Origin of the sequence: Paraburkholderia sp. GAS334 (genome assembly GCF_050436625.1) — a bacterium.
Lineage (GTDB): Bacteria > Pseudomonadota > Gammaproteobacteria > Burkholderiales > Burkholderiaceae > Paraburkholderia.
The window spans coordinates 13,779-29,447 of sequence record NZ_JBNDMO010000014.1 but is presented as its reverse complement, the minus strand read 5'-3'; the positions used below and the strand labels follow the sequence as shown (position 1 = coordinate 29,447).

12 protein-coding genes are annotated in these 15,669 nt (G+C 62.0%); 8 read left to right on the top strand and 4 right to left on the bottom strand.

The window, feature by feature from the left end:
* Positions 1-10: 10 nt before the first annotated feature.
* A complete protein-coding gene (locus P3T21_RS23645) occupies positions 11-1,939 on the bottom strand; it encodes a sigma-54-dependent Fis family transcriptional regulator (RefSeq protein ID WP_429258378.1) in 1,929 nt (642 codons plus the stop codon).
* A gap of 429 nt (positions 1,940-2,368) precedes the next feature.
* Between P3T21_RS23645 and P3T21_RS23640 the strand changes: the two genes are divergently transcribed.
* From P3T21_RS23640 to lipA, 5 genes are all read left to right on the top strand, one after another.
* Complete coding sequence (locus P3T21_RS23640) at positions 2,369-3,427, top strand: ATP-NAD kinase family protein (RefSeq protein ID WP_429258377.1); 1,059 nt, start codon at positions 2,369-2,371, stop codon at positions 3,425-3,427.
* Positions 3,428-3,507: 80 nt separating this feature from the next.
* On the top strand, positions 3,508-4,491 hold the full coding sequence (locus tag P3T21_RS23635; RefSeq protein WP_429258376.1) for a thiamine pyrophosphate-dependent dehydrogenase E1 component subunit alpha: 984 nt from the start codon (positions 3,508-3,510) through the stop codon (positions 4,489-4,491).
* Between the two features lie 106 nt (positions 4,492-4,597).
* Positions 4,598-5,602: an alpha-ketoacid dehydrogenase subunit beta gene (locus P3T21_RS23630; protein ID WP_429258375.1), complete on the top strand. Its 1,005-nt coding sequence runs from the start codon at positions 4,598-4,600 to the stop codon at positions 5,600-5,602.
* Positions 5,603-5,605: 3 nt separating this feature from the next.
* Positions 5,606-6,718 (top strand): acetoin dehydrogenase dihydrolipoyllysine-residue acetyltransferase subunit, encoded by a 1,113-nt coding sequence (locus P3T21_RS23625; RefSeq protein WP_429258374.1) that lies wholly within the window; start codon positions 5,606-5,608, stop codon positions 6,716-6,718.
* Positions 6,719-6,720: 2 nt separating this feature from the next.
* Positions 6,721-7,698: a lipoyl synthase gene (gene lipA / locus P3T21_RS23620; RefSeq protein WP_429258373.1), complete on the top strand. Its 978-nt coding sequence runs from the start codon at positions 6,721-6,723 to the stop codon at positions 7,696-7,698.
* Positions 7,699-7,757: 59 nt separating this feature from the next.
* Here lipA and P3T21_RS23615 read toward each other — a convergent pair whose 3' ends face one another.
* Complete coding sequence (locus tag P3T21_RS23615; RefSeq protein WP_429258372.1) at positions 7,758-9,227, bottom strand: NAD-dependent succinate-semialdehyde dehydrogenase; 1,470 nt, start codon at positions 9,225-9,227, stop codon at positions 7,758-7,760.
* A gap of 36 nt (positions 9,228-9,263) precedes the next feature.
* Positions 9,264-10,562, bottom strand: coding sequence for a 4-aminobutyrate--2-oxoglutarate transaminase (locus tag P3T21_RS23610; protein WP_429258371.1), 1,299 nt, complete (start codon positions 10,560-10,562; stop codon positions 9,264-9,266).
* A 131-nt stretch (positions 10,563-10,693) separates the two neighbouring features.
* On the opposite strand from P3T21_RS23610, the gene P3T21_RS23605 reads away from it, so the two are divergent.
* The gene (locus P3T21_RS23605; RefSeq protein ID WP_429258370.1) at positions 10,694-12,214 is read left to right on the top strand and encodes a PLP-dependent aminotransferase family protein; all 1,521 of its coding nucleotides are present in this window, start codon (positions 10,694-10,696) and stop codon (positions 12,212-12,214) included.
* A gap of 68 nt (positions 12,215-12,282) precedes the next feature.
* Here the strand turns inward: P3T21_RS23605 and P3T21_RS23600 are convergent, their stop codons facing one another.
* Complete coding sequence (locus tag P3T21_RS23600) at positions 12,283-13,119, bottom strand: EamA family transporter (protein ID WP_429258369.1); 837 nt, start codon at positions 13,117-13,119, stop codon at positions 12,283-12,285.
* Positions 13,120-13,398: 279 nt separating this feature from the next.
* Between P3T21_RS23600 and P3T21_RS23595 the strand changes: the two genes are divergently transcribed.
* Both P3T21_RS23595 and P3T21_RS23590 read left to right on the top strand, forming a co-directional pair.
* A complete protein-coding gene (locus tag P3T21_RS23595) occupies positions 13,399-14,433 on the top strand; it encodes a M14 family zinc carboxypeptidase (protein ID WP_429258368.1) in 1,035 nt (344 codons plus the stop codon).
* Positions 14,430-15,212 carry an alpha/beta fold hydrolase gene (locus tag P3T21_RS23590; RefSeq protein WP_429258367.1) on the top strand — a complete coding sequence of 261 codons (783 nt, stop codon included), beginning with the start codon at positions 14,430-14,432 and terminating at the stop codon, positions 15,210-15,212. Before P3T21_RS23595 ends, P3T21_RS23590 begins: the two co-directional genes overlap by 4 nt.
* The last annotated feature ends 457 nt before the right edge of the window (positions 15,213-15,669 follow it).

The following is a 15,669-nucleotide window of genomic DNA, read 5'->3' as shown; positions in this document are numbered from 1 at the left end:
GTGATTCGCTTTAGCTGCGGTGTGGCCCGACGATCTTCAGCTTCGTCATTCGCCGGTACAGCGTCGCGCGCGACATGCCTAACGCCTGCGCGGCTGCGTTGGGTCGCCAGTGCTGTCGCGTGAGCGCTTCGATAATGCGTGCGCGTTCGTCGCCTGACGCAGAATCGTGCGACAGTTCGTGTCTGGCATCGGGTGAAAGGAGGGCGGCCATATCAGGCGAAACGTGCCGCAATTCGACCCGCGACGAATCGCACACCGCGCACGCGTAGCGCAGCACGTTGCGCAACTGCCGGATATTGCCTGGCCACGCGAGCGTGCCAAGCCGTTCCGCAAGATGCGGGTCGAGCGTCAGCACGTGGCCAGCGCTTTGCGCTTCTTCGTCAAACACCGCTTCGATTACATCGCGAACGTCCGCGCGTTCGCGTAGCGGCGGCATCGTCAGCGTCGCGCCGCTCAAACGGTAAAACAGGTCTTCGCGAAACGCACCTTCGTCCACCATCTCCGTGAGGCTGCGGTGCGTCGCGCAGATGACGTCGATATCCACGCGCACCGGCACGTCACCTCCCAACGGCACGACCTCGCCTTCTGCCAGCACGCGCAGCAGACGCGTCTGCAGACTGAGCGGCATGTCGCCGATTTCATCAAGGAACAACGTGCCACCACTCGCCATCGCGATCTTGCCGCGCGCGCCGCGGCTGCGTGCACCGGTGAATGCACCGGGCGCATAGCCGAACAGTTCGCTTTCGATCAGCGATTCAGGAATCGCCGCGCAATTCACCGCAACGAAAGGCCGCGCACAACGTGCGCCTGAATCGTGAATCGCACGCGCGAACACTTCCTTGCCGACACCGGTTTCACCGAGGATCAGGATCGGCAGATGCTTTCCGACGATGCGTAGCGCGACCTGCGCGTTCTGCGCGATACGTGTATCGACGCTATGCAGGAAACGGCTCATCGTGCCGAGATGACTTTCCGCTTGCGATTCGCGCGGCGCCGCTGCCGTCGCCATGCGGACAGGACGACGCATCGGTGCGCGGATGCGCGCGTAAAGCGTCGCGCCCGTTGCACGCAGGCGCAGCCCGACGATCGCACCGGTGCGTGCAAGGTCGTGGAGATGGATATCGGAGGTATCGAAGATATCGTCGATGTGACGCGGCGCGTCGAGGCCAGGAATGCACTCGCGCGCCTTGCGGTTGGCCGTCGCAATGTTGCCGCATTCGTCGAAGGCGATCAGCAGTTCCGGCTGCGCCTCGACGAAGTTGCGGCTTTGATGACCGAAGAGAATCCAGTGCTGCGTGGTCTGGTTCAGGAAGTAGCCGTCTTCGATGAGACCGGCGCTTTGACGTACCAGCTGGAACACGAGCCGCTGGCTGTCGCGGTTATCGGGCGACTGAACCGCTGACGCATCGAGCACGCCGATCAGTTCGCCAGCAGGCGCGAAAATCGGCGCGGCGCTACACGTCAGCGTGGTGAACGCGGCGCGAAAGTGATCGGTCTTGTGCACGGTGATCGGCGCGAGATCCGTCAGCACATTGGCGACGCCGCAGGTGCCTTCCTCCCGTTCGGACCAGCATGAGCCGATATACAGGCCGGCATGCTTGAAATGACTGCGTCGCTCGCGATCGATCCGGTAATCGATCGTCACGCCGTGCGCGTCGGTCAGCATCACGCAGTAGTCGGCGACACGAATCATGTCATGCAGCCGCGACAGACATTGTCCGGACGCGCGCAGGAAGGCTTCTTCCTTGCCCTGAATTTCGCGTAGTTCAGAAGATGTGAGGACGCGCGGACCGATGGCCGAGCCGGGATCGAGCTGCCAGGTTTCGAAGGAGCGCTGCCATGAAGAGACAAGGCGCGGCGAGCCTGCGGGCGCGGGTAGACGCCCTTCAATGGCGCCGCGCACGCGATCGACGTGCTGTGTTTGTGAAACGTAAGGCATGGTCGACTCCCCGTCGAGCAGCGCTGGAGGGTTCCGGTACGTTCTTGTAGCACAACTCGAAATCGCAATCACACTGCACTGCAGCACGGGAGATGCGTGAGACGTTTGTCTCAACATACTGTGAGACGGTCTTGTTCAGCGGCAATCGTATGCCCTGTAAGGCATGCGGGCCCGCTTTCATGTTGCGTGAGAACGCGTGCTTCTCCATTGATGAGACGACGAGGCGCAGCACGCGTTGCAGCGTGTGCGACCGCATGGCGGCTGCGAAGCACGCCTGATTGCGCAGAGCCCTTTAAACACGGGCTTTTCCTTGCATCCACACTTCCTGATTGCGTATTGGCACACCCTTTGCAGAGTCTCCCTGCACCGAAGCGAAAATCGCGTTTCCCGGAAAACAGGTCCGCGAACACGCGGACAGGAGACAAGCCCGTGTCACTTCCCGTCACCGTTGGCGTGATTGCGAATCCTGCATCAGGCCGCGATATCCGGCGCCTCACGACGCACGCGTCCGTCTTTCCGACGGCAGAAAAGGCCAACATGGTCGTGCGTCTGCTTGCGGGTCTCGGTGCGCTTGGCGTCGAACGCGTGCTCACACTGCGCGACAAGACGGGCGTTTCGGCGCTCCTGCTGCGCGCGATCGAAACGCACAAAGCGATCGCCCCACGTCAGCGCTGGCCCGAGGTCGAATTTCTCGCGTTGCCATTCACGGACAGCGTTGCCGATACGCACGCTGGCGTGGCGCATATGGTTGGCGAAGGCGTCGGCCTCATTGCGGTGCTTGGTGGTGACGGCACGCATCGCGCGGCCGCTGCGCATTGCGGCGACGTGCCGTTGTTGACGCTTTCAACCGGCACCAACAACGCGTTTCCGGATCTGCGTGAAGCGACGGTCGCGGGTCTTGCTGGCGCACTCGTCGCATCGCGCGCCGTGCCGCCAGATGTCGCGCTGGTGCGTAACAAGCGGCTTCTCGTGCGTTGTGTCGAAGGTCCGAATCGTGGACGCGAAGAGATCGCGCTCGTCGATGTCTGTGTGAGTCGTCAGCGCTTTGTCGGCGCACGCGCGGTCTCGGAACCCGCGGACATCGAAACCCTCTTTCTGACGTTCGCCGCGCCGGACGGCATCGGCCTGTCGTCGATTGGCGGTGCGTGGGCACCGGTCGATCGCGCCGCGTCGCACGGATTGCATCTGACCTTTGCACGTGCCGGCGAATCGGGCATGCCGATCTTCGCGCCGATTGCGCCGGGACGCGTGGATCAGGTGACGATGCGCACCTGCGAGCGCCTCGAAGTGGGTGCATGGACGCCGCTTCACACTGAACACGGAACGCTGGCGTTCGATGGCGAGCGCGAGATCGAACTGGAACGCGGTGACCGTTACGAAGTGTCGCTTGACTGGAGAGGGCCGCTGACGGTCGACGTCGAACGTGTGCTGCGTTATTCGGCGTCGCGGCAACTGATACGTGAAGTGGCAGTGCAGGACGGTTTGTAGGAGTCGGCGCCGGACGAAGCAGGTTGCATTCGTCCGGCGCTCATTGCAGCAGGCAGTGAAATCAATCAAGGAGACGCACCATGTCTGTTTCAGCACAGTTGGGCAAGGACGAACTGCTGGAGGCGTATCGAATGATGCGCACGATCCGCGAATTCGAGGAACGTCTGCACGTCGAGTTCGCGACAGGAGAAATCCCGGGTTTCGTGCACCTGTATGCCGGCGAAGAGGCGTCGGCAGTCGGCACGATGCTGCATCTCAACGATGCCGATTACGTCGCAACGACTCATCGCGGACACGGTCATTGCATCGCGAAGGGCGTCGACGTGCGCGGCATGATGGCCGAGATTTATGGCCGCAGGACGGGCGTGTGCCACGGCAAAGGCGGTTCGATGCATATCGCCGATCTGTCGAAGGGCATGCTCGGCGCTAACGGCATCGTCGGCGCGGGTGGGCCGCTCGTGTGCGGCGCGGCGCTTGCTGCGAAGCAGAAGAAGACCGGCGGCGTGGGCGTGTGTTTCTTCGGTGACGGCGCGTCGAATCAGGGTGTGATTTTCGAATCGATGAATCTCGCTTCGGTGTGGCGGCTGCCTGTGATTTTCGTTGCCGAAAACAATGGCTATGCAGAAGCAACGTCATCGACGTATTCGGTGGCCACCGACAACATCGCCGATCGCGCGAGCGGCTTCGGCATGCCAGGCGTGATTGTCGATGGCTTCGATTTCTTCGCGGTGCACGAAGCGCTGGGTGAAGCGATCGAACGCGCACGTGGCGGTGGCGGGCCGACCCTGGTCGAGGTGAAATTCTCCCGCTATTTCGGGCATTTCGAAGGCGATGCGCAGACTTATCGCGCACCAGGCGAAGTGCAGAAGCTGCGTGACGAGAAGGATTGCCTCAAGCGTTTCGAAGAGCGCGTCCTGCGTGCGGAAATGGTGACGCGAGACGACCTGCGTGGCGTCGACGCCAAGGTCAAGACGCTGATCGACGCAGCCGTCAGCGAGGCTAAGGCCGCGCCGATGCCCACGGCGGAAGATCTGCTGACCGACGTCTACGTGTCGTATCCGTAACACCGTCGCGTTGCAGTGCGGGACGAACCCGATCGAATCAGCAACCATCTTGCATGGGACCAGAGTAAGACGCTAAAGCGTCAACGCTGGTCGACAGGAGACAGACATGGCACGGAAGATCACATTTTCTCAGGCGATCAATGAAGCCTTGAGCCAGGAGATGGCGCGCGACGACAGCGTCATCGTGATGGGCGAAGACAACGCCGGCGGCGCCGGCTCGCCCGGCGAACAGGATGCGTGGGGCGGCGTACTCGGCGTCACCAAAGGGCTTTATCACAAGTATCCGGGGCGCGTGCTCGATACGCCGCTTTCGGAGGGCGGTTATATCGGCGCGGCCGTGGGCGCGGCGGCGTGCGGGTTACGGCCCGTGGCCGAACTGATGTTTATCGATTTCATGGGCGTGTGCTTCGACCAGATCTTCAATCAGGCCGCGAAATTCCGCTATATGTTCGGCGGCAAAGCGGTGACGCCTGTTGTTATACGCGCGATGCAGGGTGCGGGTTTGCGCGCGGCGGCACAGCATTCGCAGATGTTGACGTCGCTGTTCACGCATATTCCTGGGCTCAAGGTGGTGTGCCCGTCGACACCGTACGACGCGAAAGGTCTGCTGATTCAGGCAATCCGCGATAACGATCCGGTCATTTTCTGCGAGCACAAGCTGCTGTACACCCGTGAAGGCGATGTACCCGAAGAGTCGTATGCCATTCCTTTCGGCGAAGCGAACGTCGTGCGTGAAGGTGATGACGCAACCATCGTGACCTACGGCCGCATGGTGCATTACGCAACGGACGCCGCAGAAAAACTCGCAAAAGAAGGCATTCAGGTCGACGTGATCGATCTGCGCACGACGTCACCGCTGGATGAGGACACGATTCTCGAAAGCGCTGAACGCACAGGCCGCGTGGTCGTCGTGGACGAAGCGAATCGGCGCTGCTCGATGGCGACCGATATTTCCGCGCTCATTGCCGAGCGTGCGTTTCATTCACTGAAGGCGCCGATCGAACTCGTGACTGCACCCCATACGCCGGTGCCGTTTTCGGGCGTGCTCGAAGACATGTATATCCCTTCGCCGGACCAGATCGCCGCCGCTGTGCGCAAAGTAAGGAGCTGAGCAATGCCGATTCACATGATTACGATGCCCAAGTGGGGCCTGTCGATGGAGCAGGGACAGGTCAACGGCTGGTTGAAGTCGGTTGGCGACAAGGTCGGTAAAGGCGACGAAGTGCTCGACGTGGAGACCGACAAGATTTCGTCGGGCGTGGAATGCGCGTTCAACGGCACGTTGCGCCGTCAGGTCGCGCAGGAAGGCGAAACGCTGCCGATCGGCGCGCTGCTTGGCGTCGTAGCCGACGTGGAAACGCCCGACAGCGACATCGATGCCGCAGTCGAAGCGTTCCAGCGCGACTTCGTACCGCCGACGGCCGCGGACGGCGAATCGGGTCCGCAGCCGGAGAAAGCGCAGATCGGCGGACGTACGGTGCGTTACCTGAAGCTCGGCGACGGTGGCACGCCCGTGGTGCTGATTCACGGCTTTGGTGGCGATCTGAACAACTGGCTCTTCAATCACGCGGATCTCGCCGCACATCGCGCGGTGTGGGCGCTCGATCTGCCGGGTCACGGCGAGTCGGGCAAGACGATCGACACCGGCAGCGCAGACGAACTGGCCGACAGCGTCATCGCATTTCTCGACGATCGTAAGATCGAGCGGGCGCATCTCGTCGGACATTCGATGGGCGCACTCATCGCCATGACCGTCGCGGCGCGCGCGCCACAGCGTGTCGCTTCGCTTGCGTTGATAAGCGGCGCGGGACTCGGTGAAGAGATCAACCGCGAATACATCGAAGGCTTTGCTGCGGGCAACAGCCGCAACACGCTGAAGCCACATCTGACGAAGCTGTTCGCGGACGGATCGCTGGTCACGCGCCAGCTCGTGGAAGATATCGTCAAGTACAAGCGGCTTGAGGGTGTCGGCGATGCGCTGCAGAAGATTTCGGCGTCGGCGTTTGAAGGCGGCGTGCAGCAACGGAACTATCGCGACCAGCTGGAGAAACTTGCGCCGCGCACGCTCGTGATCTGGGGCAGCGAAGATCAGATCATTCCTGCGCGTCACGCAGAAGGGTTGCCCGCGACCACGCACGTCCACATCATCGCGGGGAAGGGGCATATGGTGCAGATGGAAGCCGCCTCGGAAGTGAACCGCCTGCTCAACGACTTCTTCGGGTCATGACGATGAGCGCCGCGCTCCCGAATCAGAGCACGACGGCGCTCGGTCAACACGGGTTGCGTAGCCGCGAGAAGCTGGCCCGCATCCCCGTGAAGATCGTGCCCGTCACCGAAGGTGCGAACAGGGCCTTGCAGAAACCCCCATGGCTGCACGCAAAGCCGATGATGAGCGAAACCGTCGCGAGTATGGCGACGGTCTTGCGCGAGCATCGTCTGCATTCGGTGTGCGAGGAGGCGATGTGCCCGAACATCGGCGAGTGTTTCGCGCAGCGCACGGCAACGTTCATGATCATGGGAGGGATCTGTACGCGTCGCTGTGCGTTCTGTGACGTGGCACATGGGCGGCCCGAGGCGCTCGATCCGAACGAGCCTGAGCGTCTTGCCGATGTCGTTGCGGCGCTTGGCTTGCGCTACGTCGTGATTACTTCAGTGGATCGTGACGATCTGCGCGATGGCGGTGCGGCACATTTCGCGCGCTGCATTACGCTGATTCGTGAGCGCATGCCGGGAATCCGCGTTGAAGTGCTGACGCCGGATTTTCGCGGGCGAATCGATCGGGCACTGGCCGCGTTCGAAGCGGTATGGCCGGATGTGTTCAACCACAACATCGAAACTGTGCCGTCGTTGTATCGCGCAGCACGCGCGGGCGCGGATTATGATGGATCGCTCGAACTGCTGGCGCGTGTGAAACGGGCGAATCCGTCTGTGATCACGAAGTCCGGATTGATGGCCGGTCTCGGCGAAACCGATGACGAACTGCTGCGCACCATGCAGGATATTCGCGCGCATGGCGTCGATATTCTGACGATCGGGCAGTATCTTGCGCCGTCGCGGTTTCATATGCCCGTGCGACGCTATATGCCGCCGGACACGTTCGACGTATTGCGCGAGGCGGGCATGAAGCTGGGATTTCGCGAGGTAGTCGCAGGGCCGCTGGTACGATCGTCGTATCACGCCGACCAGGTTTCCGGCCTGGGTGAATGAGCGTTTAAACCGCGCATGCATGTGTGTCATGCATGCGCGGTTCAACTTCAACGTCTGACTTAAATGCCGCCAATACACATGTACTTGATGACGACGTAATCGTCGACGCCGTAGTGCGAGCCTTCACGCCCCAGCCCCGACTGCTTGACGCCACCAAACGGCGCGACTTCGTTCGAAATCAGTCCGGTGTTGATACCGACCATGCCGTATTCGAGCGCTTCAGCGACGCGCCACACGCGGCCGATATCGCGGCTGAAGAAATACGCCGCAAGACCGAACTCGGTGTCGTTCGCAAGGCGGATCACTTCTTCGTCTGATGAGAAACGGAACAGCGGTGCCAGCGGACCGAACGTTTCGTCGCGCGCGACTTTCATCGCGGGTGTGACGTCGGCGAGAATCGTCGGTTCGAAGAAGCCATGACCCAGCGCGTGCCGTTTGCCGCCAGTGACGATGCGTGCGCCTTTAGCGAGCGCATCTTCGATATGCGACTCGACCTTGAGCACTGCCGCTTCGTTGATCAGCGGTCCCTGCGTCACGCCTGCGTCGGTGCCGATGCCGACCTTCAGGCCCGCAACCGCATCGCGCAGTTTCGCCGCAAACGCGTCATAAACGCGGTCATGCACGTAGAAGCGATTCGTGCACACGCACGTCTGTCCGCTGTTGCGATACTTCGACGCGATCGCGCCTGCAACAGCCGCATCGAGATCGGCATCGTCGAACACGATGAACGGCGCGTTGCCGCCGAGTTCGAGCGAGACCTTCTTCACCGTCGGCGCGCACTGCGCCATCAACAGACGCCCAACCGGTGTCGAACCCGTGAACGAGAGCTTGCGCACGATCGGGTTGCCGGTCATCTCGGCGCCGATGGCTTTCGGATCACCCGTCAGCACGCTGAAGATGCCCGCAGGGACGCCAGCGCGTTCCGCGAGCACGGCAAGCGCGAAGGCCGACAGCGGCGTGGCTTCGGCCGGCTTCACGATGATCGGACAGCCGGCGGCGAGCGCCGGGCCAACCTTACGCGTGATCATTGCAGCCGGGAAATTCCACGGCGTGATCGCGGCGCACACGCCGATCGGTTCCTTCGTCACGACGATGCGTTTGTCGGCCGCCGGCGTCGGAATCGTGTCGCCGTTGATGCGCTTCGCTTCTTCGCCGAACCATTCGAGGAACGATGCCGCGTAAGCGATCTCGCCTTTGGCTTCGGCAAGCGGCTTGCCTTGCTCGGTGGTCAGGATCAGCGCGAGATCGTCGGCGTTCGCGAGCATCAGCTCGTACCACTTGCGCAGAATTGCAGCACGCTCCTTGCCCGTTTTCGCGCGCCATGCGGGCCACGCCGTATTCGCCGCCTCGATCGCGCGACGCGTTTCCTGCGTGCCCATGCGCGGCACTTTTGCGATGCGCTCGCCCGTCGCCGGGTTGACGACGTCGAACGTCCTATCGTCATCCGCCTGTTGCCAGCTGCCTGCGATGAAGGCTTCCGTGCGCAGCAGCGTCGGATCCTTCAGGTTTTCAAATGCCTTGTTCGTCATGTGTTTTCGCCCGTGCCTGTCTGGGAAAATCGCGGATTACGCGGCAATGCCGACCGTTTCCTTCAACACGCCTTCGAGAATCGCCAGTGCTTCGTCGAACACGGCGTCCTGAATCGTGAGCGGGAACAGGAAGCGAATCACGTTCGAATACACGCCGCACGTGAGCAGCAGCAAACCGCGTTCGAGCGCGCGCGTCTGCACGCGCTTCGCGAAATCGGCATCCGGCTCACGCGTGCCGGCCTTGAAGAACTCGACCGCGACCATGCCGCCGGGACCGCGCACATCGGCGATCTGCGGTACTTCACCTTGCAGCGCGATGAGCTTTGCCTTCAGGCGATCGCCCAGCACAGTGGCGCGGTCGCACAGATTTTCTTCATCGATGATGTCGAGCACGGCGTGCGCTGCGGCGAGTGCCAGCGGATTGCCTGCATACGTGCCACCCAGACCGCCCGGCGCAGGCGCGTCCATGATGTCGGCGCGACCGACCACACCCGACAGCGGCATGCCGCCAGCGAGGCTCTTCGCGATCGTCATCAGATCGGGCACGACGTCGTGGTGATGCATCGCGAACAGCTTGCCGGTACGTGCGAAGCCGGTTTGCACTTCGTCGGCGATCAGCAGGATGCCGTGCTGCGTGCACAGCTTGCGCAACGCGCGCACGAACTCAGCCGGCGCGGCATAGAAGCCGCCTTCGCCCTGCACCGGTTCGAAAATGATCGCCGCGACGCGCTTCGGATCGATATCGGCCTTGAACAGATGCTCGATAGCCCGCAGCGAATCGGCGGTTGTGACTCCGTGCAGCGGATTCGGGAACGGTGCGTGGAAGACGTCCGACGGGAACGGTCCGAAGCCGATCTTGTACGGCGCGACCTTGCCGGTCAGCGCCATACCCATCAGCGTGCGGCCATGAAAGCCACCCGTGAACGCGATGACGCCCGGACGGCCGGTCGCCGCACGCGCAATCTTGATGGCGTTTTCGACGGCTTCTGCACCGGTCGTAAAGAATGCGGTTTTCTTCGGGTAATCACCAGGCGCGCGGGCGTTGATCTTTTCGGCGAGCTCGACGTACGACGCGTACGGCACGATCTGATACGCGGTGTGCGTGAAATGTTCAAGCTGCTCGCGGATCGCCGCAACGATCTTCGGATGACGATGGCCCGTGTTCGTGACGGCAATGCCAGCGGCAAAGTCGATGAAGCGGCGGCCTTCGATATCCCACAGCTCGGCGTTTTCGGCGCGCTCAGCGTAGAAATCGCACATGACACCTACGCCGCGCGGCGTAGCGGCGTCCTTGCGGGCCTGAAGTCCTGCGTTTTTGTTGTCGGCCATGGTCATCTCCTTCACATCCGGTTATCGGGAACAGGTGGAAAACGGCGGGCGCCGCCCCTTTGCATCGCATGCTGTGACTATAATCAGGTTTGGCTCTAAACTTCAGAGCCATTTCAATAAAAATACAGGAGCCAATCATGCGTGCGAGCGTTCTATCCGACTGGCTGGCCCAGCGGCTCGACCGTGGCAACGGTCAACCGGTCTACCGGCAACTGCACCGGCTGCTCCAGCAGGCGATCCTGTCGCGGGAACTGCCGGCTGGCACCAAGGTGCCGTCGTCGCGCCTGCTGGCTGCGGAACTCGGCATCGCGCGCAATACGGTGACGCAGGTGTATGAGCAGCTCGCGCTCGAGGGGTATGTGACGTCGGCGACCGGGCGCGGCACGTTTGTCGCGGATAGCGCGCCTGACGAGATCGTCGGCGCGCCCGAAGTCGCGGTGCCGGACGCTGCGCCGGCCACGCCGTCTTCTGATTCCATGCCGCTGCCCGCCGCGCGGGCTTTATCTACGCGAGGTGCCCGGCTCGTGTCGGGCGCGGGCGTGTCGAAGCGCCAGTGGGGCGCGTTCATGCCGGGCGTGCCGGACGTGACCCGTTTTCCGGCGCGCGTCTGGAGCCGTTTGCATAACAAGTACTGGCGCCGGCTGCGGCCCGACCTGCTGACGTATGCGCCTGGCGGCGGCTTGCCGTTGCTGCGTCATGCTCTGGCCGACTATCTGCGGACGTCGCGCTCCGTGCGCTGCACGCCGGAGCAGATCGTGATCACGACCGGCATTCATCAGTCGGTCGACCTGGCGGTGCGTCTGCTTTCCGACCCGGGCGACGTGATCTGGACGGAGGATCCCTGCTACTGGGGCGTGCGCAGCGTGTTGCACGTTTCGGGTCTGCAATCGCGCCCGATCGCGGTCGACGAAGAGGGCATCAACCCGTCTCCCGACGATCTCGCGCATCCGCCGAAGCTGATGCTCGTCACGCCGTCGCATCAGTATCCGCTTGGGATGGTGATGAGTCTCGCGCGGCGCCGGATGCTGCTCGAATATGCGCGCCAGCACCAATGCTGGATCATCGAAGACGACTACGACAGCGAATTTCGCTACGGCAGCCGGCCGCTTGCGTCGCTTCAGGGACTCGATACGGCAGGGCAGGTGATTTACGTCGGCAGCTTCGGCAAGACGCTGTTTCCTGGGCTGCGCATCGGTTATCTGGTCGTTCCGGAAGCGCTGGCCGAGAGTTTCGCGACGGCGAGCGCGGAGCTGTACCGCGAAGGCCAGCTGCTGCAGCAGGCGATGCTGGCTGAATTCATCGCTGAAGGGCATTTTACGTCGCATATCCGCAGGATGCGCACGCTGTACGGGCAGCGCCGTCAGGCATTGCTCGACGCCGCTTCGCGACGTTATGGCGAGGAATTCCCCGCTGTCGGCGGCGACGCGGGTTTGCATCTCGTGATGCAGTTGCCCGAAGACGCCGACGATCGCGCGGTGGCAAAGGCGGCGCTGGAGCGCAACATCATCGTGCGGCCGTTGTCCGGGTATTACGCCGAGCCGGCGAGCGCGCCTTCCGGCCTTCTGATCGGTTACGCGTGCGTGCCTGACGAAGAGATCGCGCCCGCGTTCGATACGCTCGCCGACGCGATCGATTCGACGCTCGTGCAGTTCGTGTAGCTTCCGGCGCGCGGGCCTGCAGGCGCACGGCGGTAAGCCCTCGCCGGTATGCCCACGCTGGTACGCCCTTAAATCCGGATCAGCACCGCGCCGAGCGTGACGAGCAGACACGCAACGATGCGTCGCGTCGTGAGCTTTTCGCGCATCACGAGCCAGCCGATCAACACAGCGAAAATCGAACTGAGTTCACGCAGCGCGGAAACCATCGCGATCGGCAGATAACGGTACGCTTCGATGATGAAGCAGTACGCGGTCAGCGCAATCACACCGGAGAGCACGCCCTTGAAGACCTTTTCACGACCGATGAAGAGGCCTTTCGCGCCACCGCGCCATTTCCAGACCAGCAGAAACTGCGGCACGTTCCAGATCAGATAGACCCACATGATGTAGCTGAGCCCGTTCCCCGCCACGCGCGCGCCGATGCCGTCGACGACCGAATACGTCGCGATAAAGAAGCCGGTCAGCAGCGCGAACGGCACGCTCTCGCCGGAAAAACGCATGTTGCGGCGAAACGCGAGCGAGACGATGCCAAGCGATACGAGCGCGACGCCGATCGCGGCCAGCGGCTTGAGCGCTTCGTGTGCGAACACGAGCGCACCGACAAAGACCAGCATCGGCGACAGGCCGCGGGCGATTGGATAGATCTGGCCGAAGTCGCCGCTGCGATAGGCGCGGATCAACGCAAGGCAATAACCGGATTCGAGTACGACTGAAGCGATGATGTAGGGCCACGCGCCGGGCGCCGGCAACGGCAGCAGGCAGACGCCGATCGCGCTGACGATCACGTATGGAATCGCCATCATGCCGAGCAGCCAGATGCGGTCTTCAGAGAGATGCAGAAACGCGTTCCAGGTCGCGTGCAATAACGCGGATATCAAAACCAGCAACACGACGAACGTTTCCATCAGGAACCTGGACGAAGAAGGCGGCGTTCACCGCGAGCATGTGATTGTTCAAAGAGGGTATCCGCGGCGGGCAGGCCGGCGAACATGCCTTTCTATCAGAATCTTTCATCAGGCGAAAGCGGAAGCCGTTGCCAGCAAAGGCACGAACCGTGCTGTGACGCCGGCATGACACGTCGCGCCGAAACGCACGTTGTCATGCTGCATTGCCCGCAGACGCGATATATTGGCGGATCAGCGCGTGCCGTCCCCAATAACGTTCGAATGTAATCTGGCGTCGCCATGCAACCACTCAGCTTCCTGGCCGACAGCTTTGCGGAATACGAGGACCTCAAGTCGATCCTCGATGACGGCAGTGCGAGCTTCGAAATCAACACGGTCTGCGAAACGCGCGTGCGTGGACGCGTGTTCGCGGTGCACACGGCCAGCATCGGCTCGACCGATCCGCAGGCACCGGCCATCGGTTTCTTCGGCGGCATTCACGGCCTCGAGCGCATCGGCACGCAACTCGTGCTCGACTATATGCGCGCGCTGCTTGGCCGGCTCGAGTGGGATGAACTGCTCGTACGGCAACTGCAGTCCATTCGCCTGGTCTTCATGCCGATCATCAATCCCGGCGGCATGTGGGCCGCGACGCGGGCCAATCCGAACGGTGTCGACCTGATGCGCAACGCGCCGCAGGACGCCGACGAACGGGTGCCGTTTCTCGCGGGCGGCCAGCGTCTCGGCGCGTGGTTGCCCTGGTATCGCGGCAGTCGCGGCGCGCCGATGGAACCGGAAGCGATGGCGCTGTTGCAGGTCGTCGAAAGCCAGCTCGCGACGCGTCCCCTCAGCTTCGCGCTCGATTGCCATTCGGGCTATGGTTGGGGCGACAGCATCTGGTTTCCGTATGCCCGCACGCGTAAGCTGATGCAGCATCTGCCGGAAATGTTCGCGCTCAAGACGATGTTCGAGCGCGCGCATCCCCATCATGGCTACACGTTCGAGCCGCAAAGCCATCAATACCTGCTGCACGGCGACCTGTGGGATTGCGCATACGATCGCACGCCTGCGCCGAACGTCATGTTACCGATGACACTTGAGCTTGGCTCGTGGCTATGGATCAAGAAAAATCCGTTGCAACTGTTTTCTCGGCAGGGCATGTTCAATCCCGTGAAGGCGCATCGCACCGCGCGCGTGTTGCGCCGGCACGCGAACCTGCTCGAGTTCCTGACGCGCGCCGCGTTCTCGTCGCAACGCTGGCTGCCGCAAGGTAATCGTCGACAGCAGTTGCAGCAGGAGGCAATCAGTCACTGGTACGGGAAGGGCGGCACATGAGCACGTGGATCCTGCTACGTGGATTGACACGCGAGTCGCGTCACTGGGGGCCGCTGCCGGAACTGCTGCGCGCAGCAACCGATGCGGACGATGTGCTTGCGCTCGATCTGCCGGGCAACGGTGCTTACGCGGGGTTGCGCGCGCCGCTGGACGTTGCGGACATGGTGGGTTTCGCGCGTCTTGCAGCACTGCAAAGCGGCGTGCCGGGTCCGTACCGTCTGCTTGCAATGTCGCTTGGCGGCATGGTGGCGACATCGTGGGCGCAGCGACATCCGAAGGATATCGAACGAATTGTCCTGATCAATACAAGCATGCGTCCGTTCAGCGGCGCGCGTGAACGGCTGCGTCCGGAAGCGTGGCCGGACCTGTTGCGGGTTGCGTTGAACTGGCGCCGGTCGGATGAAGCGGAATCGCTTATCCACTCGCTGACCTGCAGTAACCGTCGCAACTTCGCGGATGATCTGACCGCGTGGCGCGCGATTCGTGAAAGCGCGCCGGTAAGCAGGATGAACGCATTGCGTCAGCTTTTTGCTGCAGCGCAATTCAATGCGGGATCCACGGTCCCGTCGTGCCCCGTGCTGATCCTTTCGTCTGAGAATGACCACCTCGTGAATCCCGTGTGCTCAGCGCAACTCGCGAGCGCCTGGCATGCGCGCCATCTTCAGCATCAATGGGCCGGTCACGATCTGCCGCATGACGATCCGGCATGGGTCTGTGAAAGCGCTTCCGCGTGGCTCGCGAACCCATCGGATCATGCGCGTTCCACCACCGCTGAATGACCGGATGAACGCTTTTCAACCTGTCACGCAAGCGTCACGAAGTCTTCACATTGGCGATCTTTTGTGACCATTTACGGGTCACCTAAGCGGATGCAAAAAACTATGTTGCAGTGCGAACTAAACCGCATTTCATTCGTGTGATGCAGACGGGTTTACCCGTCCCGCAAATGAGTGACTCGAGGTTATTTAAGAAGTCCGCGCAATACTTTTTAACGTCAAAAGATACGTTTTGCCTTCGGCTCCGTCCCCCCGTCATGACGCTTTACAGAGCGGGAGTGATCGCTCGAAACCAAGCCAGATAAGGCGCGCGCCTCAAAATATGGGACGTCTGGGGCTGGAGCGAATCACGGTAAGCCGATTTCGCCCGACAGAAGAGAAACGTTTTTTGTTTTCGTTGTTTTACACCAAAAATACATCGTAAGTATTTGAAAAATAAAGAATTGTGCGATTGCACAAA

What these genes read in the sequence shown, in the direction of transcription:
- lipA (WP_429258373.1), top strand. Translation starts at nt 6,721, where the DNA reads ATGAGCGCCGCGCTCCCGAATCAGAGCACGACGGCGCTCGGTCAACAC.
- P3T21_RS23630 (WP_429258375.1), top strand. Translation starts at nt 4,598, where the DNA reads ATGGCACGGAAGATCACATTTTCTCAGGCGATCAATGAAGCCTTGAGC.
- P3T21_RS23645 (WP_429258378.1), bottom strand. Translation starts at nt 1,939, where the DNA reads ATGCCTTACGTTTCACAAACACAGCACGTCGATCGCGTGCGCGGCGCC.
- P3T21_RS23605 (WP_429258370.1), top strand. Translation starts at nt 10,694, where the DNA reads ATGCGTGCGAGCGTTCTATCCGACTGGCTGGCCCAGCGGCTCGACCGT.
- P3T21_RS23635 (WP_429258376.1), top strand. Translation starts at nt 3,508, where the DNA reads ATGTCTGTTTCAGCACAGTTGGGCAAGGACGAACTGCTGGAGGCGTAT.
- P3T21_RS23600 (WP_429258369.1), bottom strand. Translation starts at nt 13,119, where the DNA reads ATGGAAACGTTCGTCGTGTTGCTGGTTTTGATATCCGCGTTATTGCAC.
- P3T21_RS23610 (WP_429258371.1), bottom strand. Translation starts at nt 10,562, where the DNA reads ATGACCATGGCCGACAACAAAAACGCAGGACTTCAGGCCCGCAAGGAC.
- P3T21_RS23590 (WP_429258367.1), top strand. Translation starts at nt 14,430, where the DNA reads ATGAGCACGTGGATCCTGCTACGTGGATTGACACGCGAGTCGCGTCAC.
- P3T21_RS23595 (WP_429258368.1), top strand. Translation starts at nt 13,399, where the DNA reads ATGCAACCACTCAGCTTCCTGGCCGACAGCTTTGCGGAATACGAGGAC.
- P3T21_RS23625 (WP_429258374.1), top strand. Translation starts at nt 5,606, where the DNA reads ATGCCGATTCACATGATTACGATGCCCAAGTGGGGCCTGTCGATGGAG.
- P3T21_RS23615 (WP_429258372.1), bottom strand. Translation starts at nt 9,227, where the DNA reads ATGACGAACAAGGCATTTGAAAACCTGAAGGATCCGACGCTGCTGCGC.